The organism is Tabrizicola piscis (assembly GCF_003940805.1).
Taxonomy (GTDB): Bacteria; Pseudomonadota; Alphaproteobacteria; order Rhodobacterales; family Rhodobacteraceae; genus Tabrizicola; species Tabrizicola piscis.
Map to the genome: position 1 here is coordinate 12,531 of NZ_CP034328.1, position 21,106 is coordinate 33,636.

Consider the following 21,106-nt stretch of genomic DNA (forward strand, 5'->3'; position numbering starts at 1 on the left):
GCAAGGGTTGCAGGGGCCGGGCATCTGGCAGATACTTGCCGTGATATCACGCGCAGGGAATTGATGGGACGCACGGACCAGCTTGACCCCACCTTGGCCCGCCCGGTGCGGATCGAGCTTCTGGTCATCGACCTGATGAACCGGCTGCTGGACCCCGGCCCGGAAGGGATTGACGCCGCGTTTGACGCAGCCCTTGCCCGTCTGGGTGAGGCTTGCGGTCTGGATCGTACCTTCCTGTTTCGGATCAGGACGGACGGCACCTTGCATGGCCGCCATGAATGGGTTGCCCCCGGTGTGCCGGTCCTGAACGACCGGATCAGTGCGATCGACCCCGACGACCACCCGACCTGGCAAAGCGCGTTCCGGGCGGGCAAGACCGTTGCCATCACCAACCGCGGCGACCTGCCCGAAGACATGCCGGAGCGGGCGTTCATGGAGGCGATCGGGGTCCACTCCTCGCTGATGCTGCCGCTGCGCGATGGGGATCGGCTTGTTGGCATCATCGGGTTTGACAGCGAAGCGCCCAACCGCATCTGGAGCGAGACCGAGCTTTACCTGCTGACATCGGTCGGGCGGGCCGTGTCTTCGGTCCTGCTGCGGCTGGAGGCGGCACAGGCCGAAGCCGATTCCCGCTACCATCTTGAGGCGACCCTGCGCGCCTTGCCCGATCTGGTGATCGAACTGGGCCCAGACGGGACCATCGCCGCCTGCCACAGCGACAAGCTGCCCTGGCTCTCCGGCCTTGTGCGTGCCGGGATCGGGCGGAGTATCCGCGATGTCCTGCCCGAACCGCTCGCCCTGGTGCTGTGCGACCTGATGCGCGATCCACCGGCCGCGCGCACGGCCCGCAGCCGCCGTGTGGGTGTGCCCAGCCTCGTGGCACCGCATTGGTACGAAGTGTCGGTCGCCCCCTTGCAGATCGACGCCTCGAAGGACGAAGCCGGGGTCGTCGCGGTGATCCGCGATCTTTCCTCGGCCCACGCGCCCAGTGAAATGGCATCCTACCGCGAAGGCCAGTTCACCGCCTTTTTCGAGATGTGCCCGCATCCGATCCTGCTGAACGACTATGACACGGGCGAACTTCTGGACGGTAACCGGGCCTTCAAGCAAGTGTTCGGCATTGATCCAAAGGAAAACGGCGGCCGCGACGTCCGCCAGATCCTGCCCTCAGACGCGTCCCATGTGATCGACCTGGCCGTCGAATCGCTGCGCGTCCGGCAAAGCTATGGCCCGGTCGAGGCGCTGCTGCGCCGGGCCGATGGCAGCCGCTTTCCTGCCGTCCTGCGCGGCTTCATGAGCATTGATCCCAATGGGCGCCGGCTGGTCTGGGCCCTGATCGAGGATGTCACCGAGATCCGCGCCAAAGAGGCTGCGCTGCGCGACGAACAGCAGGCGCTGGAAGCCACGCGCACCCGCCTTGTCACCGCGATCGAGGCGCTGGATGACGGGTTTGCTATCTGGGATGCGGATGACCGGCTTGTCCTGTGGAACACTCAGTACACGCGGGTCTTTGCCGGCATTGCCGACCAGATCAAGGTCGGCGCGCTATATGACGATCTTCTGCGCGCGGCGATTGCCGCTGGCATCTTCGGGCCAGAGGGCGAAAGGGACGACGCCAGCCTGCAGCGCCGTCTGGACCGGCCGCTGACCGAAATCTGGGATGGTGAGGACGCGCTGGCCGATGGCCGCATCATCTGGGTGCGCGAACGGGCCACGCCGTCACGCGAAACCGTCGGGCTATACGAAGACGTGACCGCCCGCCGTCTGGCCGACCGGCGTCTGCAGCAAGTGATCGAGGGCGGCGAGATCGGGGTCTGGGACTGGGCGGCCGAGACCGGGCTAAGCGCGATGAACGACAGCCTCAGAAAGATCCTGGGTCTGACGGATGGCCCTGCCGATCTGCCGGAACTGTTTGCCCGGGCCCATCATGACGACAGAAAAGCCGCCGAAGAAGTCCGCGACGCGCTGTTTTACAAGGGACATGAGGATTTTGACATCCTCAGTCGCTTCCGTCATCAGGCCGGGCATTGGGTCTGGATCCTTGCGCGGGGCAGGGTGGTCGCCCGCCGCGCAGACGGTACGGCCCGCCGGATTTCCGGGGTCATTCTGGATGTCTCGGCCCGGATCGAGGCGGAACAGCGTCTGACCCGGCTGATCGACGGCGCGCGGGTGGGCACATGGGAATATGATGCGTTGCGCCAAGTGACCTTGGTGAACGACCAATATGCCGCGATCATTGGCTATCGCGCGGTGGACCTCAATCCCTTCCCGCTGGCGCGGTGGCTGGACATCGTCCACCCCGATGACGCCGCAGAAGTGTACGATCATGTGTCCACGTCCTTTGTCGACCGGGAATGGACGATGGAACATGAGTTCCGCTTGCGCCATCGGGACGGGCACTGGGTCTGGGTTCTGTCACGCGGTCAGGTCACGGCATGGGACGCGGACGGTCGTCCCACGCATATGAGCGGCATCTATCTTGATATCTCGGCGGCCAAGGCGCTTGAGGCAGCCCTTGCCCGCGAACGCGACACGCTGGCGCGGATCATGGAAACCTCGATCTCGGGGATTGTCGCACTCGATGGTACCGGCCGGGTGGTCTTTGCCAATGCCGCGGTCGAGACTGTGCTTGGCCGCCCCGTCGCCGCCGGTGATGACCTGCCTCGGATCCTTGCCGTGGCCCATGTGACCGACCGGTTTGGCAACGCCATCGCCGCCCGGGACTTTCCGGTGAACCGGGTCCTGGCGGGCGATCCGGTGCAGCAGGATGTGCGCCTCTGCGTCACCTGGCCCTGCGGCACGCGCCGGGTGCTGACCGTGAACGCTGCCCGCCCGTCGGCGCCGGGGACGGATGTTGCTGTGCTGTGCGCGCTGACCGACATTACCGAAGTGGTCGACAGCGAAGACCGCCTGCGCGCAGCGATGACCGCCGCCGAGGCGGCAAACCGCGCCAAGTCCGATTTCCTAGCGGCGATGAGCCATGAGATGCGCACCCCGCTGAACGGCGTGCTGGGCATGGTCGAGATTCTGGACAAGGACCTGCAGGACCAGAAGCATCAATCCATGCTGCGGATCATCCGCGATTCGGGCGAACATCTTCTGTCGGTGATCAACGACATCCTTGACCTTGCCAAGATCGAGGCCGGTCATCTGATGCTTGACCCCGGCCCCCTGAACCTGTCCGAGCTTGTGGAAAGGGTGATCGCCGTTCACCGCTTTGGCGCCCGCGACAAGGGGATCAGGCTGACCTCAACCTGCACCGGCCCCTACCGCGACGCCTTGCGCTTTGGCGACGAAAAGCGGCTGACCCAGATCCTGCACAACCTTGTCGGCAATGCCGTGAAATTCACTGAAAACGGGTCCGTCACGGTCGAGGTGCAGGCGGAATCGCCCGTGCGCTTGGTGATTTCCGTGACAGACACCGGCATAGGCATGTCCCAAGACGAAATGTCGCGTGTGTTTGAAGAATTCACCCAAGGTCAGGGCGGCATTGCCCGGCGCTATGGTGGCACCGGGCTTGGGCTGGCCATCGTGCGGCGGCTGGCGCGGCTGATGCAGGGCGAGGTGACGCTGGCCAGCGCGCCGGGCCGGGGGCTGGTGGCGCGTGTGACGCTGGAGATGCCGGTTCTGCCCGGCGCCTCCACACCCTTCCGCGAAGCGCCGCTGCCGCAATTGCCGCCGATGACCGTGCTCGCGGCGGAAGACAACGCAACCAACCGCATCATCCTCGCCAGCCTGCTGCAGGCGCTTGGCATCACGGCCGAGATCGTGGCCAGCGGGGACGAGGTGGTGAACCTGTGGCATCCCGACCGCCATGCCGCCGTGCTTCTGGACATCGCCATGCCCGGTCGCGACGGGCTTGCCACGCTGGACGCCTTGCGGGAACTGGCGGCGGCCCGAGGCCATCCCGCGCCCCATGCGATTGCTGTGACGGCCAATGCCATGACGCATCAGGTGCAGGAATATCTGGCGCGTGGCTTTGCCGGGGTCGTCGCCAAACCCTTGCGCGTCGAACGTCTGGCCGAAGCGCTGTGGACCTGTCACGTCCGTCAAACCCTGGCGACCTGAACGGCGCTGCTTCTGTCGGCACATTCCCTTTGACAGGGCGTCACGTCCTGACCACTCTTTCCGCAAGGGGGGCAGGGCGCTGCTCCTGCACTCAAGCCACAGAAAGGACACCCGTGCGTCAGCCCCAAAGCCAACTCTGCCGGGTGACCCGATGACCGAGCCGGTCGATCCGATCGCGCGCGCACTGGCGCTTCCGCTCTGGTCGCAGAAGGCGACGGCCGTGCCGCTGGGTGGGGGGATCACCAACCTCAACGTGCTGGTCACGGATGGCCCACGCCGCGCCGTCGTGCGGATCGGCGATGACATTCCGGTCCACCAGATCATGCGGTTCAACGAACTCGCCGCCAGCCGCGCCGCGCATGCCGCAGGAATCTCGCCTGCCGTGATCCACCATGAACCGGGGGCGCTGGTGATCGACTTTGTCGAAGGCCGGACGATGACCGCCAGCGACCTGCAGGATCAGGACCTGCTGGAACAGGCGCTTGCCCTTGTCATGCATGCCCACCGTGACATTCCGCTGCACCTGCGCGGTCCAGCCTTGGCCTTCTGGGTGTTCCAGACCCTGCGCGACTATGCCGCCACGCTGGAAGAAGGGCGGTCCCGGCATGTGCCGATCCTGACCGCCCTGCTGGAAGAAGCTGGCATGCTGGAACGGGCGGTCGGCCGGATCGAACTGGTCTTTGGCCACAACGACCTCTTGCCCGCCAACTTCCTGCATGACGGTCGCCGGATGTGGCTGATCGACTGGGACTATGCTGGCTGGAATTCCCCCCTGTTCGACCTTGGGGGCCTTGCCGCCAACAACAGCCTTGGCCCCGCACAAGAGGAATGGCTGCTGACCGCCTATTACGGCACCCCCCCCGATGCCGACCTCTGGCGCCGCTACCGCGCGATGAAAGCCGCCGCCGCGCTGCGTGAGGCGATGTGGTCCATGGTGCAGGAAATCCATTCCGAGCTGGACTTCGACTATGCCGCCTACACGGCGGATTACCTTGCAACCTACCGTGCCGCGCTGGCCGCCTTCAGGACCTCTTCATGACCGACCTACCCACCACTGCCCGCGCCGTCATCATCGGTGGCGGTATCGTCGGCTGTTCCGTGGCCTACCACCTTGGCAAGCTTGGCTGGACCGACACCGTCCTGCTGGAGCGCAAGAAGCTCACCTCCGGCACCACGTTCCACGCTGCAGGCCTCGTCGGCCAGCTGCGCACCTCGGCCAACATCACCCAGCTTCTGGGCCACTCGGTCGCCCTTTACAAAACGCTGGAGGCTGAGACGGGCCTGCAAACCGGCTGGAAGATGAATGGGGGCCTCCGCCTTGCCTGCAACGCCGAACGCTGGACGGAAGTGAAGCGCCAGGCCACCACCGCGCACAGCTTCGGGCTGGAGATGCACCTCCTGACCCCGAAAGAGGCGCAAGAGATGTGGCCCCTGATGACCATCGACGATCTGGTAGGCGCTGCCTATCTGCCGACCGACGGGCAGGCGAACCCCTCTGACATCACGCAATCCCTCGCCCGTGGCGCGCGGATGGCTGGGGTGAAGATCTTCGAAGACACGCCGGTGACGCGGGTCATCGTCGAAGACGGCCGCATCAGGGGGGTCGAGACCCCCTTCGGCACCATCGAATGCGAAAAGGTGGTCTGCTGCGCCGGCCAATGGACCCGGACCCTCGCGGCAACCGTAGGTGTCAACGTCCCTCTCGTGTCGGTGGAACACCAATACATGGTGACCGAAAAGATCGAGGGCGTGACGACCACCCTTCCCACCCTCCGCGACCCCGACCGCCTGACCTACTGGAAGGAAGAGGTTGGTGGGCTGGTCTGGGGCGGGTATGAGCCGAACCCGAAACCCTGGGCGCAGAACGGCATCCCCGAGGGGTTTCATTTCGAGCTGCTGACCAGCGACTTCGACCACTATTCCCAGTTCATGGAGGATGCCATCGCCCGCGTCCCGGCGCTGGCCACGGCAGGCGTCAAGCAACTGATCAACGGCCCGGAAAGCTTTACCCCCGACGGCAACTTCATCCTTGGCGAAGCCCCGGAATTGCGGAACTTCTTCGTCGGCGCCGGCTTCAACGCCTTTGGCATCGCATCCGGTGGCGGGGCAGGGATGGCGCTGGCCGAATGGGTCGCCACGGGTGCTGCGCCCTACGATCTCTGGCCCGTCGACATCCGTCGCTTCGGCCCCGCCCACCGCTCCACCGATTACGTCCGCACCCGCACGATGGAGGCTTATGCCAAGCACTACACCATCGCCTGGCCGTCCGAGGAGATGAAGTCCGCCAGACCCACCCGCCGCTCCCCCCTTTACGCCCACCTCAAGGCGGCAGGGGCCTGTTTTGGCGAAAAACTCGGCTGGGAACGCCCGAACTGGTTCGCCGCACCGGGGGAGGAGCCGGTGGACCGCTACTCCTACCAGCGCCCCGGCTGGTTCGACGCCGTGGGCCGCGAACATCGGGCCGCACGGGAGGGCTGCGTCCTGATCGACCAGACCTCCTTCGCCAAGTTCACCCTGAAAGGCCCGGACGCGGCCAAGGCGTTGAACTGGATCGCCGCGGGGAATGTGGATCGGGCGGTAGGGTCGCTGACCTATACCCAGATGCTGAACGCCAAAGGTGGCATCGAATGTGACCTCACCGTCGTCCGCCGCGCCGCCGATGAGTTCTACATCACCACCGGCACCGGCTTTGCGACGCATGATTTCGACTGGATTTCCCGCAACTTGTGCGGCGATGCTCACCTGATCGACGTCACCTCCGGCTCCGCCGTCCTGTCGCTGATGGGCCCCAAATCGCGGGACATCCTGCAACCCCTCACCGAAGGTGACCTGTCCAACAGTGGCTTCCCCTTCGGCACCGCCAAGACCATCTTCATCGCTGGCTGCCCCGTCCTCGCCCTGCGTGTCACTTACGTCGGCGAGCTTGGGTGGGAACTTCACATGCCCACCGAAGTCGCCGTGACGGTGTACGAGGCCCTCTTGGCCACCGGCCAGATCACCAACGCAGGCTATCGCGCCATCGAAACCCTGCGGCTGGAGAAAGGCTATCGGGCCTGGGGCTCCGACATCGGCCCCGACCACACCCCGGTCGAGGCGGGCCTGTCCTGGGCGGTCAAGATGAAATCCGGCCTGCCGTTCCTTGGCCGCGATGCCATCGCCGCGCAACTCGAAAACGGCGTGAGGAAGCGCCTGGCCACCTTCACCGCTGCGCCCGACACCATCCTTCTGGGGCGTGAGACGATCTACCGGAACGGCCAGCGCGTCGGCTGGCTGTCCTCGGGCGGCTACGGTCACACGGTAGGCCAGGCCATCGGCATAGGCTACGTCCGCCACCCGGAGGGGGTGACGGAAGACTTCATCCTGTCAGGCAGTTACGAGCTGGAAGTCGCCTCAGATCGCGTCCCCGCAACGGTCCACCTCGCGCCGCTCCATGACCCGCAGAATCTCCGCGTAAAGTCCTGATTTTCTGTCCAAAAATATCCCACGGGGGTGCGGGGGTGTGAAACCCCCGCTGCTACCCATCAAACCGCGTCGCGCCCCTGCGTTTCTCATCCACCGGCTGCGTCAGGATCGTCGCCTGATGCGCCCGCTGGTCACAGTTGGCGCGCGGACAGACCCGGCAGTTGATGCCAATCGGCACCATCCGCGCCCCGGCGACCGAGAACGCCTCGGCATAGCCGATCTCGCCCGCGTGTTCGATCATGCAGCCCATCGCCACGGCAAGCCGGTTGTCCTGCGCATGCCGGATCCAGGTTGGCCGGTCCACCGTGCGCGAAAAGACGAAGTATTGCGATTTATCCGGCATTTCAACGAATTGCGGCACGATCTTCCCCGGCGTGCGAAAGCTGGTATGCACATCCAGCCGCGGGCAGGCCCCGCCATATTCGGCCAGATGGAAATCCGTCGCATTGAAGCGCTTGGTCACGTTGCCGCCCTTGTCGATCCGCAGAAAGAAGAACGGCACCCCTTGCGCCCCCTCGCGCTGCAGCGTCGTTGCCCGGTGGCAGGCCTGTTCAAAACTGACCCCGAACCGCGTGGCGATGTGGTCAAGGTCGTATTTCGTCGCCCGCGCTTCGGCCAGAAAGGCCGCGTAGGGCATCAGGACAGCGGCGGCGAAGTAATTCGCCAACTCCACCCGCAAGCGCGCCACCCCCCGCGGGTCGGCAATCCCCGCCCGGTCGATCAACCCGTCCAGAAGCTCGCGCTGCTCCAGCAAGCCGCACATATGGACAAGCTGGAAGGTGCGGTTGGTGTGGTCCAAAGCCTCGGACAAAAGAATTTCCCGCCGCCCCTCATCATACTGCCGCAGGGTGCCCGGCAGATCCTCGACCCGCGCCAGACGCACCGAAATCCCCAGCTGATCCCGCAGCCGCCGCTTGAGCGCGACATAGACCTCATCCCGTTCCACCGGGGCGGTCCAGAACGCTTCGGCCGCTTCCTCCAGATCGCGGAAGTGATTGCGCTGGCGGCGAAAGACGTTGTGCACGGCCGCCTCAGGCGTGGCGCTGATCGCCCGCACGTCGCCTTCGTTCAGTGACAAAAGCTGGTCGGTCGCCGCCTGCCACGACCGGTGCAGCCGCAAGAAGGCGCTGGCAAGGTCCGGCGCATGGACCAGCGCCGCGCGAAGCTGCGTCAGGTCCGGTCGCGCTTCGGCGAAAAGCGGGTCCTGCAGCGCCGCCCGCAGATCGGCCAGCGCGCCGGAACCGTCTTCCTCGGCAATCTCGCGCCAGTCGACGCCGTAAGCCTCGAACAGCTTCAGCATCACCTGAACCGAAACCGACCGTTCGTTATTCTCCAGCAGGTTGACGTAGGACGGGCTGATCCCAAGCACCCGCGCCATTGCGCCTTGGGTCTCTCCCCGCTCCAGCCGCAAGCGCCGCAAGTGCGGACCGATAAAGGTTTTCTGCATACCGTCGCACACCTGTCAGGTTTTGTGGTCTTTACAATATTACAGAAAATCCATTGTGTAAACTTTCGCATTTACAGCGCGACCCAGATTGCTTTTGCACATCCCGAAATTGGTGACAGGAGAGCTTAACCAAACGGGAGGACAGCATGCGCACCGGAACCAATCACCTTTTCATCCCCGGCCCGACCAACGTGCCGGAAGACGTGCGCATGGCGATGAACGTGCCGATGCAAGATCAGCGCGGGCCGGATTTCGGGGCTTTCACCCTGTCCATCCTTGCCGACCTGAAGAAGGTGTTCCGCACCACCACTGGTCAGGTGATGCTCTTCCCCGGTTCCGGCACTGGCGCCTGGGAAGCGGCGATCACCAACACCCTCAACCCCGGTGACCGGGTGCTGATGGCGCGGCACGGCCAGTTTTCCACCCTCTGGGCCGAGATGGCGACGCGTCTGGGCCTGACCGTCGACGTGATCGACATCGCCTGGGGGGCAGGGGCGCCGGTCAACGAATTCATGCGCAAACTGGCCGCGGACCGGAAGGGTGAGATCAAGGCCGTGTTCGTCACCCACAATGAAACCGCAACCGGCGTCACCAGTGACATCGCCGCCGTCCGCCGCGCCTTGGACGACTGCTTCCACGACGCGCTGCTCTTCGTTGATGGGGTGTCCTCGGTCGGCTCCATCGACTTCCGGATGGATGACTGGGGCGTCGATCTGGCCGTCACCGGCAGCCAGAAGGGCCTGATGTGCCCCGCTGGCCTTGGCATCCTTGGCGTGTCGCAAAAGGCCATGAAGGCCTCGGAAACCTCGACCATGCGCCGCGCCTATTTCGAATTCCGTGACTTCAAGCAGACGGTCGAGACGGGCTATTTCCCCTACACCCCGCCGACACAGATCCTGCACGGCATGCGCCGCGCCTTGGACCGGATCAATGCTGAAGGCCTCGACAACGTCCTCGCCCGGCACGCCCGCCTTGCCGAAGGCGTCCGTCGCGCCGTCGCTGCCTGGGGCCTTTCCCCCTGCGCCGAGCACCCCTCGCTTGCCTCGAACACCGTCACGGCTATCCGCGTGCCGGACGGAGTCGACGCCCGCGATGTGATCCGCATCGGGTATGAGCGGTACAACACCTCCTTCGGTTCGGGCCTCTCGCGTCTGGCGGGCAAGGTGTTCCGCATTGGCCACTTGGGCGATCTGAACGAAGGCATGTGCCTGACCGCCATCGCCGTGGCCGAAATGGCGCTGGTCGAGGCGGGGGCGGATATCGAATTCGGCTCGGGTGTCGCTGCCGCCCAAGCCTGGTACGCCCAAGGCCGCACCGCCGAAGCCGCCCTGCGCATGGCTGCTGAATAATCCATTAGGAACAGATAGATGAGCCATACTCTTTACCCGCTGCGCAAGCAGCGGCTCCAGCGGTCTGAACTCGCGGTCCCTGCGTCGAACCCCGGCATGATCGACAAGGCCGCCGAAGGCCCCGCCGATTACGTCTTCCTCGACCTTGAGGATGCGGTGGCCCCGCCTGAAAAGGAACAGGCCCGCAAGAACTGCATCCAGGCGCTGAATGACATCGACTGGGCCGCGAAGGGCAAGACCGTTTCGGTGCGCATCAACGGGTTGGATACCCATTACATGTACCGCGATGTGGTGGATGTGATGGAACAGGCCGGAAGCCGCGTCCACACCCTGCTGGTGCCGAAAGTCGGCGTCCGTGACGACCTTTACATGGTCGAAGCCATGGTCAACCAGATTGAACAGGCCAAGGGCTATACCACCCGTGTGGGGCTTGAGGCGCTGATCGAAACCGCCCTTGGCATGGCCAATGTCGAAACCATCGCCCAGTTCGGCGGCCGGCTGGAGGCGCTGCACTTCGGCGTTGCCGACTACGCCGCCAGCATGCGCGCCCGCACTACCAATATCGGTGGTCTCAACCCGATGTATCCGGGCGATCAGTGGCATGCCGCGATCTCGCGCATGGTCATCGCCTGCCGCGCCTATGGGCTGCGTGCCATCGACGGCCCCTTTGGCGATTTCTCCGACCCCGAGGGTTACAGGGACGGCGCCCGCCGTGCTGCCGCTTTGGGGTGTGAGGGGAAATGGGCGATTCACCCCTCACAAGTGGCACTGGCAAATGAGGTCTTCAGCCCGACCGAGGCCGAAGTCACCAAGGCCCGCCGCATCCTGGAAGAGTTGAAGCTCGCCGAGGCGCAGGGCAAGGGTGCCGCAAGCCTTGACGGCAAGATGATCGATGCCGCGTCGGAAAAGATGGCACGCAACTTGCTGGCCGTCGCGGAAGCGATCGCCGGACGATAGTCGAAACATGAGTTTTCTGCGAAAACTCGCGCAATCATAGAACGAATTTTCGCAGAAAATTCGTCCCGTTGAGGGGAGTTTCTGATGGATATCCACGAATATCAGGCCAAGGAAATCCTCGCCCGCTTCGGCGTGCCGGTTCCCCGCGGCGGCCTCGCCTATAGCCCCGAACAGGCCGGCTACCGCGCGCGCGAGCTTGGCGGCAGCGCCTGGGTGGTCAAGGCCCAGATCCACTCCGGTGGCCGGGGTGCCGCAGGCGGCGTGAAGCTCTGCCGCGACGAACATGAGGTCAGCGCGTTCGCCGCCACGCTTTTCGGCAAGCAACTGGTGACGAAGCAGACCGACGCCAACGGCAAGGGTGTCTACCGCCTCTGGGTCGAAGCCGCCTCGGATATCGCCCGCGAGATGTACCTCGGCTTCGTCCTCGACCGCAAATCCGAACGCATCATGATCGTAGCCTCCGCCCATGGCGGGATGGAGATCGAGGAACTGGCCGAGACCGACCCCGGCTCCTTGCGCCGAATGACCATCGACCCCGCCGTCGGCCTGTCCGAATTCCAGGCCCGCGAACTGGCCTTCCAGCTTGGCCTCAAAGGCGGCCAGATCGCCCAGATGGTCACGATCCTGAAAGCCTGCTACCGCGCCTACCGCGACCTTGACGCCGTGATGGTCGAGATCAACCCGCTGGTCATCACCGGCGCGGGTGACCTTGTGGCACTTGATGCCAAAATGTCCTTCGACACCAACGCCTTGTTCCGCCGTCCTCAAGTCGCGGAACTCCGCGACCGCAGCCAGGAAGACCCCCGCGAATCCACCGCCGGCGACCACGGCCTCGCCTATGTGGGGCTGGAGGGGGACATCGGCTGCATCATCAACGGCGCGGGCCTTGCGATGGCGACGATGGACATGATCAAGCTGGCCGGGGGCGAACCCGCCAACTTCCTCGACATCGGCGGCGGCGCCAGCCCTGAGCGTGTCGTCCGCGCCTTCCGCACGGTCCTTGCCGACCGCAACGTCAGCGTCATCCTCGTGAACATCTTCGCCGGGATCAACCGCTGCGACTGGGTCGCCGAAGGGGTTGTGAAAGCCTATCAAGAGGTTGGCCTGACCATCCCCGTCGTCGTCCGCCTCGCCGGAACCAATGTCGAGGAGGGCAAGCGCATTATTGAGACCTCCGGCCTTCCCCTCATCTCCGCCGATACCCTCGCCGAGGCCGCCGCCAAAGCGGTCGCCGCCAAAGCTGCTTGAGGAGCCCAAAATGGCCATCCTGATCACCGAACACACGAAAGTCATCGTCCAGGGCATGTCCGGCCGCATCGGCGCTTTCCACGCCGCCGACATGATCAAGCACGGCACCAATGTCGTGGGCGGCGTCACCCCGGGCCGGGGCGGCGAAACCCACCTCGACCGCCCGCTGTTCAACACCGTCCGCGAAGCCGTTGAAGCCACCGGCGCCGAGGCCAGCCTCGTCTTCGTCCCGCCCCCCTTCGCCGCCGACGCGATCATGGAGGCGGCGGATGCAGGCATCAAAACCGCCGTCTGCGTCACCGACGGCATCCCGTCGCAGGACATGATGAAGGTCAAACGCTTCCTGAAACGCTACCCCGAGGAACGCAAGATGCGCCTCGTCGGCCCGAACTGCGCCGGGATCATCTCGCCCGGCAAGGGCTTCATGGGCATCATGCCGCCGCACATCTACATGCCGGGCCGGATCGGCATCGTCGGTCGCTCGGGCACGCTGGGGTATGAGGCTGCAAGCCAGATGAAGGCCCTTGGCATTGGCGTCTCGACCAGTGTCGGCATCGGTGGCGATCCGATCAATGGCAGCAGTTTCAAGGACATACTCGCCCTTTTTGAAGCTGATCCTGACACCGACGCCGTGATGATGATCGGCGAAATCGGTGGCCCACAGGAAGCCGAGGCCGCCGCCTACGCCCGCGACCACATGACCAAACCCGTCGTCGCCTATATCGCCGGTCTTTCCGCGCCGAAGGGCCGCAAGATGGGCCATGCGGGGGCGATCATCAGCGCCTTCGGCGAATCCGCGCAGGAAAAGGTCGAGATTCTGGAGGCCGCCGGTATCACCGTCGCCCCCAACCCCTCCGCCATGGGCGAGACCATGGCCCGCGTCCTCGCGAAACGTCAGGCTGCTTGAAAGACCCCGCCCCGGGTCAAGCCCGGGGCAGGGCCTCGTTCTGTCCCGCCACCGCCCGCGCCAGCGCGCAGAACTGCTCCAGCCCTATCTCCTCGGCCCGGGCGGTGGGCGGGATGCCCACGCTTTCCAGCAGCCCTTCGATCCCCGGCCCCATGCCCTTCAAGGATGACCGCAGCATCTTGCGGCGCTGGCCGAAAGCCATGGCCGTTACCCGCTGCAACACCCCGAAATCGCAGGGAAAACGGGGTTCAGCGAGAGCCGTCAACTGCACCACCGCCGAATGGACCTTGGGCGCGGGGGTAAAGGCCTCGGGCGGCAACACCATCACGATGGCCACATTGCACCGCCACTGCGCCAGCAGCGCCAGCCGCCCGTAATGGTCGGTCCGGGGCTTTGCCACGATCCGCTCGGCCACCTCTTTCTGAAACATCAGCGTCAGCGATGACCAATAGGGCGGCCAGGGCGCCGACAGCCAGCGGATCAGCAGTTCCGTTCCCACATTGTAGGGCAGGTTGGCCACCACCTTGATCGGCGGGGTCAGGTGCGCCAGCACGTCCACCTCCAGCGCATCGCCAAGCAGCACCTCCAGCCGACCGGGGGCCGAGGCGGCAATCTCCTCCAGCGCCGGAATGCACCTCGCGTCCTTCTCCACCGCCAGCACCCGCCGCGCGCCCTCGGCCAGCAGGCCACGGGTCAGCCCTCCGGGGCCGGGTCCAACCTCCAGCACATCGCAGCCCGAAAGATCACCGGCGGAACGTGCGATCTTTGCCGTAAGGTTCAGATCCAGCAGGAAATTCTGGCCCAGCTGCCGCTTGGCCACCAGATCATGCGCCCGGATCACCTCACGCAGCGGTGGCAGCCCGTCAATCGTTCCCACCCAAACAGCCTTTCATTCTGGCACAAATATCCCGGGGGTGCGGGGGCTGGCCCCCGCTTCCACGCCTACCGCCGCGCCGCCATCTCCCGCGCCATCCGCAACGCCGCAACCAGACTCGTCGCATCCGCCACCCCGCGCCCGGCAATGTCATAGGCCGTGCCATGATCGGGCGAGGTGCGCACAAAGGGCAAGCCCAGCGTCACATTCACCCCGCCGGCAAAGTCGATCGTCTTGATCGGGATCAGCGCCTGATCGTGATACATGCAGACCGCCGCGTCATAGCCCGCCCGGGCCGCCGCATGGAACATCGTATCGGCCGACAAGGGCCCCCAGATCGCCATCCCCTCGGCCGCCAGCCGGGCCACCAGCGGGCGGATCAGCCGTTCATCCTCCCAGCCCATCGCCCCGCCTTCGCCAGCATGCGGGTTCAACCCCGCCACCGCCAGCCGGGGTGCGGCGATCCCGAAATCACGGATCAGCCCGGCATGGGTGATGCGGATGGTCTCCTCTAGCAAGGCTTCGGTCAGCGCTACGGGCACTTCGGATAGCGGAATGTGGATCGTCGTGGGCACCACGCGCAGGTCCGGGCAGGCCAGCATCATCACCACGCGCGACACCCCGGCCAGATGCGCCAGAAACTCGGTATGGCCCGGAAACGCGAATGCGGCCCCGTCTTTCAGCGCCTTCTTGTGGATGGGTGCAGTACAGATGGCCGAAACCTCGCCCGCAAGCACCAGCTTGACCGCGCGCTCGATGACCGCGATCACCCCTGCCGCATTGGCCGGATCAGGCTGGCCGGGCAGGGCAGGGGCCGCGAAATCGTGACGCAGCACCGGCAGCACCCGCTGCGGGACCAATTCGGCCAGATCGGTCACTTCCCGAAAGGCGGTGCCTTTGGGCAAATGGCGCGGATCGCCCAGCCAGACGAAGCGTTCGCCTGCCAGACAGGCCTTCACCGCGATTTCCGGCCCGATGCCGGACGGATCGCCCGAGGTCAGAAGGATCGGCCGCAGGCTCACGGCTCGCGGATGATGGCGGCCGCGCGCAGCTCTTCCAGATAGCCTTCCGCCATGCCTTCCAGCTTCTGGTTGATCACCTGTTCCCGCACCGCGGTGCGGTCGATCGGTTCTGCCTGCGTCACCTCACGGCCGCACAGCATCAAAAGCCGCCGGAACCCGCCCCGGGTCAGCGCGATGCTGCTTTCGCCCGGGTCCAGCTGCGCCAGTTCCAGACCGACGTCGCCCGGCACTTCGCCGGCGGGCTGGGTTGTCACCGTCAGCCGATTTTCCGGCAGACCGTTCGCCTGACCGTAAAGGTCCATGCAATTGTCCGCCTCGGCGCGGATGCGGGCGATTTCGGCGGCATCGTCAGGCACCAGAAACTCAGCCCATTCCACGGTTACCGCAATCGGCTCGGCGCTTTCGTCCCGCGCCACGTCGCGCAGCTGGAAGAGAACCACGGCACCGGGCACCACGACCGGGTCAGACACTTCGCCGGGACCTAGCGCCAGCACCGCTGACCCGATTGCCGCAGGCAGGTTTGCCAGTGGCACCCAGTCCAGCCGCCCGCCATTGTCCGCCGTCGGTGCCGCCGAATACTGCCGCGCCGCCGAGGCAAAGGCGCCTTCGCTGCTGATCTCATCCGACAACCGGCTCGCCAGCGCCAGCGCCCCCTCATCCTCGCCCTCGGGGGCAGGGATCACCAGTTCCGACACCAGAACCCGCAAGGCCCGGGGCCGGGTCATGGCTTCCAGCGCCATGTCGACGTCATTCTCGCTGACCGGTACCTGGCCCAGGAACTTGCCCCGCACCGCCTTGCGCCACAGAAGGCCGGCCGAGACGAAATCCCGGAACGTCTCCGCCGCGATGCCGACCTTGGCCAGTTCGGCCACCAGACCCTCACCCGTCAGATTGGCGCGGCTGGCGAATTCGTTCATGCCCTGCAGCACTTCCTCATCCGTCAGAGTCAGGCCCAGACGGTCCGCCTCGGACTGGCGCAGCCGGTCCTCGATCAGGCCCTTCAGGGCTTCATCCTCGGGGTTGCCCGGTGCCTGCAGCACTTGCAGGAACATCGCCCGCTGCTCCACCTCATAGCCGGTGATCACCCGGTTGTTCACGGTCATCCGTGGAGCAAACAGATCCTGCGCCACGCCCAAGCCGGGGTGCCCGGCCATAAGCGCCACACTGCACAGCAGAACCGCCGCCTGCCGTTTTACAAAGGAAAATGCCATCGCCTCAGCCGCTCTTTCCTGCTTCCCTCGGGTCTCTGCCCGCCGATTCCGCCACCATCCGGTCATTGCCGACACGTCCGTGCCGGGCCGCCGGTCACCCCGCTGCCGAACCCGACCAGATCCAGCGACAGGGCGAAATCCGTTGTCGGCGTTACACTAGTGGATGACGTGAACCGACGCGAGAGGGAAACATCAAGCCGCACGCACTCATTCAGGAACTCCAGACCCAGACCGGCCACCGTGCCCTGATCGGCGACAAAGTCATAGCGCCCGGACACCTTGCCGGTCCAGTTGCCGGTCAGCTTGCGCCTTGCGTCAAAGGTGACTTCCTGCGTCGGATCGGGGCGGTTCTCCAAAGGATCAGCCACCGCCCAGATCACGCTGGTCGCCAGCGCCATGCGGGTCCCGTTCAGCGCCAGACGCGCTTCGCCCTTGGTCAGGTCCAGATCGTCGTCCATGACAACCCGCGCCGTGATCGCAATGCCGTTGGCCAGATCGAAATTCACCGCAGCCAGCCAGTCCGACCGCTGGCCGTCCAGACCGGACCCCGGGCCGAACTGGCCCAGATCCGCCTCGCGGTAGACACGGCCCAGCGTTGCCCCCATGGTCCAGCCTGCGGGGTCATGCCGGGTCCAGCTGATCCCCAGGTTGGCGCGCGGCCCGCGCTCCACCGCGTCCGACCCCGGAAACCGGTCCAGTGAGAACAGGTTGCCCTCATCGAATTCGACCAGCACCGAATCCTCATTCGGCAGGCTTTCCGCGTCAGACGACGACCAGATCAACTGCACGACAGGTTCGATCACATGGGTGGCACCGCTTGATCCGACCTTCAGCCATGGCCAGCGCAACTCGACCCCGGCGCTGCCATGGGTGCGAGTGGTCTGCTGCTCAAACAGCGCATCCTGCGCCACGGTATAGGCATCCGCCGTCGCCTCGCCCAGCACGGTCGCTTCTATCCCCATCGGCAGAAAGAAGCTGCGTCGCCAGTCGATCCGGGCCGAAATGCGGCCCATGTCGCGGCCATCGGCGATGTCGTCGCTGTCGGCCCCGTCCAGCGGATTGGTCGAGCTGCGATAGTGGTTGTGGGTCTGCAGCCGCAGCCCGCCTTCGCCCCCCAGCGGGCCAAGCGAGAAGCGGCGGTGAAAGGTCAGATCGGCAATGATCGACGGGATCGTCGTGTTGTCCTCGCCATCGCGCAGCGTCTGAAAGCTGATGATCCGGGCCGAGATATGTTCGTTCCGCCGGGTCCGGCTGGCCTCGATCCGGCTGTCCAGACGGTCAAGGTTGGCAATGCCATAGTCCAGAAGATAGGCCGGGTCGGTCACGGTCTGGCCCTTGATCGTCAGGCCGAAGTTCATGGGCAGGTTGAATTTCCCGTCCACGAACAGATAGCCGCGCGTATCGCCGGGCATCAGATCATCGCGGGTGATCGCGCCATTCACCTCGATCTGGCCGGTGGCGAAGGCCTGCCGGTAGCGCAGCCCCAGCGTCTGGCTGTTGCGCGCCGTAATGTAGGGCTCGAACGTCAGGTCGGCCGATTTTCCAAGCACGACGAAATAGGGAACCTTGATCCCCGTCCCCAGATCGGAGGTCGTGCGGATCGACGGCATCAGGAACCCGGTCGCGCGGTCCAGCGTCGGGTCTGGCATCCGCAGGCGCGGGATGTAGAACACCGGGACCCCGGCCAGCCGGAACTGCGCATTGTCGAAATAGATCTGCCGCTGCTCCTGGTCATGGACAACGCGGCTGGCGCGGATTTCCCACAATGGGGTGGGGCTGCCTTCGCACACCTTGCAGGAGGAGGCGACGACCTGTTCCAGCGTGGTCTCGCGCCCTGCGACGGTCGTGATCCGGTTGGCCGCCAGCTGCAGCTGCCGGTTCAGCACCAGCCGGGCGCTGGTCAGAATGCCCTCGCTCAGGTCGGCGGCAAGCTCGGCTTGCGAGGCAAGGATCAGCACATCGCCACTGTCTTCGGTCAGCACGATCGGGCCGACAATCTCCAGCCGGTCGGTGGACTGGTCATAGACGATGCGCTCGGCGCTCAGCCTGCGGCCTTTGAAGAACACCTCAACATTGCCATCGGCGATCAGCCGCGTGTCGCCCGTGATCTGGATGCTGTCCGAAATCAGCGTGGCCTTGTCCTGTGCCATGGCGGGCAAGGACAGGGTCACAAGCACGAAGGTCACGGCCAGCAGGCGGGCAAGGGAACGGGCCAGAGAATGGGCCATCAGCCATCCTCCAGATGCAGCAAAAGGCCAAGCGACATCAGACAGGCCGCAAGCGGTGGGGACCATGCCGCCACCACGATCGGGATCTGCCCGGTTTCACCCAGGGCCTGCGCGAAGTTGCGCAGAAAGAAGATGCCAAAGCCCGCCACCATCGCATAGATCACCATCCGTCCGGTGCCGCCAAAGCGGACATGCCGCATGGTGAACCCGGCGGCCACCAGCACCATCGCCGCCAGCAACAGCGGCTGGGCCAACTCCATCTGGAACCAAAGCCGATAGGCCTGCGCCGAAAAGCCCGCCCGTTCCAGATCGCTGATATAACCGGGCAGGTCCCAGAAGGCGATGGCGCTTGGCGTGCCGAAACTGTCACGGATCCGCTCCGCCGTAAGGTCCGACGCCAGCAAGACCTCGGCCGTCGCCGCCTCGGCCGCAACTTCCGGGTTCGGCTTGGCCAGGTCCCACGTCTTGGTGCCGGAAAGGACCCATGCCCCATCCGTCAACTTCGCTGTATCGGCTTCAATCCGAGTGGTGGGCTGGCCAGAGGCATCAAATCCCAGAAAGGTGACATCAAACAGCTCGGTTCCATCGAGATTGGACCGCGCCGCCTGAATGACCGTCTGGCCCTCGTCCGACCCCTGCCGCAGCCAAAGCCCGGTGTCCGCGACCGACAGGACCGACCCGCCCCCCCGTGACAGGGCCGACCGCTCGGCGTCATAGGCCTTGGACGTCGCCGCAACCAGCGGGTTCAGGAACGCCACCGTCAGCAACCCCAAAGCCACCGCCACCAGCAAGGGCGTCAGCAGGAACCGCAACCCCGACCGCCCCGCCGCGCGCACCACCACCAGTTCCGATGACCGCGCCAGCCCAAGGAAATTCGCAATCGCCCCCATGATCAGGATCAGCGGCAGGATCCGGTACAGCGTCTCGGGCACGCTCATCAACGACAGCCGCGCCGCATCGGCCAGCCCGACGCCTGCGTCGGAAAACCGGCGCAGCTGTTCGATCATGTCGACCAGCATCAGGATGGCGAAGAAGATCAGGAACACCCGCCCCACTGTCCCCAGAAACCGCCGCGCGATGTAAAGGCTCAGCGTCACGCCCGCACCCCCCGCAGCCGCCGCGGCATCTGCGCCACCACCAGCATCCCCACCGCCACCAGCACGCCAAGCGCCGGAGCAAGATACAGGGCCATCCACCCCCCCGCCGTGCGGATGGCAACGGCGCTGCCCCAGGTCCAGGCCAGCTGCAGCCCGATGATCAGCCCCACCGCCAGCGCCATCTGCCGCCAAAGCCCAAAGCGCGAGAAGCCCCCCAGCATCAACGCTGCAAAGCCGATCAGCGGCGCCGCAACCCCCAGCAACGGCCCGGCAAGCCGCGAATGGCCTTCCTCCAGCATCTCCGCCGCGCTGACCCCCAGCGCCGCCTGCACCTCCGGGTCGGCCCCCAGAAGCTCCCGCGTCGGCAAGGCGTTCAGCGGCAGCTGGGCGACCCCGTTCACGGACACCAGCCCCGCAAGGTCCAGCGTGAAGTCCGAAAAATGCGTCACCGCCAGCCGCCCGTCGGCCCGCGTCAGCTGCTGGGTCGATCCTTCCAGCATCACCAGCTTCGGCGCCACCTCACCCCGGACCAGAAACGCCTTCTGCGCGGTGTGGATCAGCCGTTCCCCCTCGCCACGCTCATCGGCGAGGAACAGGTCGATCAGCTCGCCCGTCGGGGTGATCTCGCGGATGTATAGCGTGATTCCCTTGGCCGGATGCATGAACTGCCCGGCATTCAGAAACCTTGCGGTGATGTTCTGCGAAATCTCGGCACTCCGCGCGCTCAGGACCCGCTGACTGGCCGGGACCAGCACATTGGTCAGCACCAGCTGCATCAGCATCACGCACAGCCCGAAATAGATCACCGGCCGCGCTAGCCGAAAGGCGGAAAACCCCGTGGCCTGCATCACCACCAGCTCGCTTTCCTGCATCAGGCGGTTCACGACATAGACGCTTGCCGCGAAGGCCGCCACCGGAAGCACCAGCCGGATCGCGTTCGGCAGGGTCAGGATCGTGAACTCCAGAAACACCAGCGCCGACTGGCCATCGCCGATCAACTGGTCAAACAGCCCGACCGCCCGGTTGACCCAATAGACCGCCACCAGCACCAGCGCAAAAAAGCCAAACAACTGAAGCAGTTGCGACAGCAGATATCTGTCGAATCTAGACACGCTGACTTCAGTCCCCACAATATGTTGCGCTGACCCTAGCGGAATTCGCCGGCGGCGAAAACTCATATCTGGCCATTCCCGATGCCTGACTGTAGCCTTCCGGCGTAGGCTCGCCCAGTCCGGG

The 21,106-nt window shown here is 65.3% G+C and carries 14 protein-coding genes; 7 read left to right on the plus strand and 7 right to left on the minus strand.

What is annotated here, in order from left to right:
* The first annotated feature begins 63 nt into the window (after window positions 1-63).
* The 3 genes from EI545_RS00055 (at window position 64) to EI545_RS00065 (ending at window position 7,530) form a co-directional block, all read left to right on the plus strand.
* Window positions 64-4,068 carry a PAS domain S-box protein gene (locus EI545_RS00055; RefSeq protein WP_164517162.1) on the plus strand — a complete coding sequence of 1,335 codons (4,005 nt, stop codon included), beginning with the start codon at window positions 64-66 and terminating at the stop codon, window positions 4,066-4,068.
* Window positions 4,069-4,219: 151 nt separating this feature from the next.
* Entirely contained in the window at window positions 4,220-5,107 is an 888-nt protein-coding gene (locus tag EI545_RS00060) for a choline/ethanolamine kinase family protein (RefSeq protein WP_125323526.1), read from the plus strand.
* The gene (locus EI545_RS00065) at window positions 5,104-7,530 is read left to right on the plus strand and encodes a GcvT family protein (protein WP_125323527.1); all 2,427 of its coding nucleotides are present in this window, start codon (window positions 5,104-5,106) and stop codon (window positions 7,528-7,530) included. Before EI545_RS00060 ends, EI545_RS00065 begins: the two co-directional genes overlap by 4 nt.
* A gap of 52 nt (window positions 7,531-7,582) precedes the next feature.
* On the opposite strand, the gene EI545_RS00070 is transcribed toward EI545_RS00065, so the two are convergent.
* On the minus strand, window positions 7,583-8,977 hold the full coding sequence (locus EI545_RS00070; protein ID WP_125323528.1) for a helix-turn-helix domain-containing protein: 1,395 nt from the start codon (window positions 8,975-8,977) through the stop codon (window positions 7,583-7,585).
* Window positions 8,978-9,123: 146 nt separating this feature from the next.
* On the opposite strand from EI545_RS00070, the gene EI545_RS00075 reads away from it, so the two are divergent.
* The 4 genes from EI545_RS00075 to sucD all read left to right on the plus strand — a co-directional run bounded on the left by EI545_RS00075 (window position 9,124) and on the right by sucD (window position 13,438).
* Window positions 9,124-10,326, plus strand: a complete 1,203-nt coding sequence (locus tag EI545_RS00075; RefSeq protein WP_125323529.1) for a pyridoxal-phosphate-dependent aminotransferase family protein — start codon at window positions 9,124-9,126, stop codon at window positions 10,324-10,326.
* 18 nt (window positions 10,327-10,344) lie between these two features.
* Window positions 10,345-11,283, plus strand: a complete 939-nt coding sequence (locus tag EI545_RS00080; protein WP_125323530.1) for an HpcH/HpaI aldolase/citrate lyase family protein — start codon at window positions 10,345-10,347, stop codon at window positions 11,281-11,283.
* 84 nt (window positions 11,284-11,367) lie between these two features.
* Complete coding sequence (locus EI545_RS00085; RefSeq protein WP_125323531.1) at window positions 11,368-12,531, plus strand: malate--CoA ligase subunit beta; 1,164 nt, start codon at window positions 11,368-11,370, stop codon at window positions 12,529-12,531.
* A gap of 10 nt (window positions 12,532-12,541) precedes the next feature.
* Entirely contained in the window at window positions 12,542-13,438 is an 897-nt protein-coding gene (sucD, locus tag EI545_RS00090; protein WP_125323532.1) for a succinate--CoA ligase subunit alpha, read from the plus strand.
* 16 nt (window positions 13,439-13,454) lie between these two features.
* Here the strand turns inward: sucD and rsmA are convergent, their stop codons facing one another.
* The 6 genes from rsmA to lptF form a co-directional block, all read right to left on the minus strand.
* Window positions 13,455-14,315 (minus strand): 16S rRNA (adenine(1518)-N(6)/adenine(1519)-N(6))-dimethyltransferase RsmA, encoded by an 861-nt coding sequence (rsmA, locus tag EI545_RS00095; RefSeq protein WP_125323533.1) that lies wholly within the window; start codon window positions 14,313-14,315, stop codon window positions 13,455-13,457.
* A gap of 65 nt (window positions 14,316-14,380) precedes the next feature.
* Window positions 14,381-15,334 (minus strand): 4-hydroxythreonine-4-phosphate dehydrogenase PdxA, encoded by a 954-nt coding sequence (gene pdxA, locus EI545_RS00100; RefSeq protein WP_125323534.1) that lies wholly within the window; start codon window positions 15,332-15,334, stop codon window positions 14,381-14,383.
* Window positions 15,331-16,545: a peptidylprolyl isomerase gene (locus EI545_RS00105; protein WP_164517163.1), complete on the minus strand. Its 1,215-nt coding sequence runs from the start codon at window positions 16,543-16,545 to the stop codon at window positions 15,331-15,333. The genes pdxA and EI545_RS00105 overlap by 4 nt, the downstream gene beginning before the upstream one ends.
* 62 nt (window positions 16,546-16,607) lie before the next feature.
* The gene (locus EI545_RS00110; RefSeq protein ID WP_125323536.1) at window positions 16,608-18,773 is read right to left on the minus strand and encodes an LPS-assembly protein LptD; all 2,166 of its coding nucleotides are present in this window, start codon (window positions 18,771-18,773) and stop codon (window positions 16,608-16,610) included.
* On the minus strand, window positions 18,773-19,870 hold the full coding sequence (gene lptG / locus EI545_RS00115; protein WP_125323537.1) for an LPS export ABC transporter permease LptG: 1,098 nt from the start codon (window positions 19,868-19,870) through the stop codon (window positions 18,773-18,775). Before lptG ends, EI545_RS00110 begins: the two co-directional genes overlap by 1 nt.
* Window positions 19,867-20,982, minus strand: a complete 1,116-nt coding sequence (lptF, locus tag EI545_RS00120) for an LPS export ABC transporter permease LptF (RefSeq protein WP_125323538.1) — start codon at window positions 20,980-20,982, stop codon at window positions 19,867-19,869. The genes lptG and lptF overlap by 4 nt, the downstream gene beginning before the upstream one ends.
* Between the last annotated feature and the right edge of the window lie 124 nt (window positions 20,983-21,106).

Bases quoted from the DNA above. Each gene is read 5' to 3' on its own strand.
- EI545_RS00055 (WP_164517162.1), top strand. From the start codon at position 64: ATGGGACGCACGGACCAGCTTGACCCCACCTTGGCCCGCCCGGTGCGG.
- EI545_RS00060 (WP_125323526.1), top strand. From the start codon at position 4,220: ATGACCGAGCCGGTCGATCCGATCGCGCGCGCACTGGCGCTTCCGCTC.
- EI545_RS00065 (WP_125323527.1), top strand. From the start codon at position 5,104: ATGACCGACCTACCCACCACTGCCCGCGCCGTCATCATCGGTGGCGGT.
- EI545_RS00070 (WP_125323528.1), bottom strand. From the start codon at position 8,977: ATGCAGAAAACCTTTATCGGTCCGCACTTGCGGCGCTTGCGGCTGGAG.
- EI545_RS00075 (WP_125323529.1), top strand. From the start codon at position 9,124: ATGCGCACCGGAACCAATCACCTTTTCATCCCCGGCCCGACCAACGTG.
- EI545_RS00080 (WP_125323530.1), top strand. From the start codon at position 10,345: ATGAGCCATACTCTTTACCCGCTGCGCAAGCAGCGGCTCCAGCGGTCT.
- EI545_RS00085 (WP_125323531.1), top strand. From the start codon at position 11,368: ATGGATATCCACGAATATCAGGCCAAGGAAATCCTCGCCCGCTTCGGC.
- sucD (WP_125323532.1), top strand. From the start codon at position 12,542: ATGGCCATCCTGATCACCGAACACACGAAAGTCATCGTCCAGGGCATG.
- EI545_RS00105 (WP_164517163.1), bottom strand. From the start codon at position 16,545: ATGGCATTTTCCTTTGTAAAACGGCAGGCGGCGGTTCTGCTGTGCAGT.
- EI545_RS00110 (WP_125323536.1), bottom strand. From the start codon at position 18,773: ATGGCCCATTCTCTGGCCCGTTCCCTTGCCCGCCTGCTGGCCGTGACC.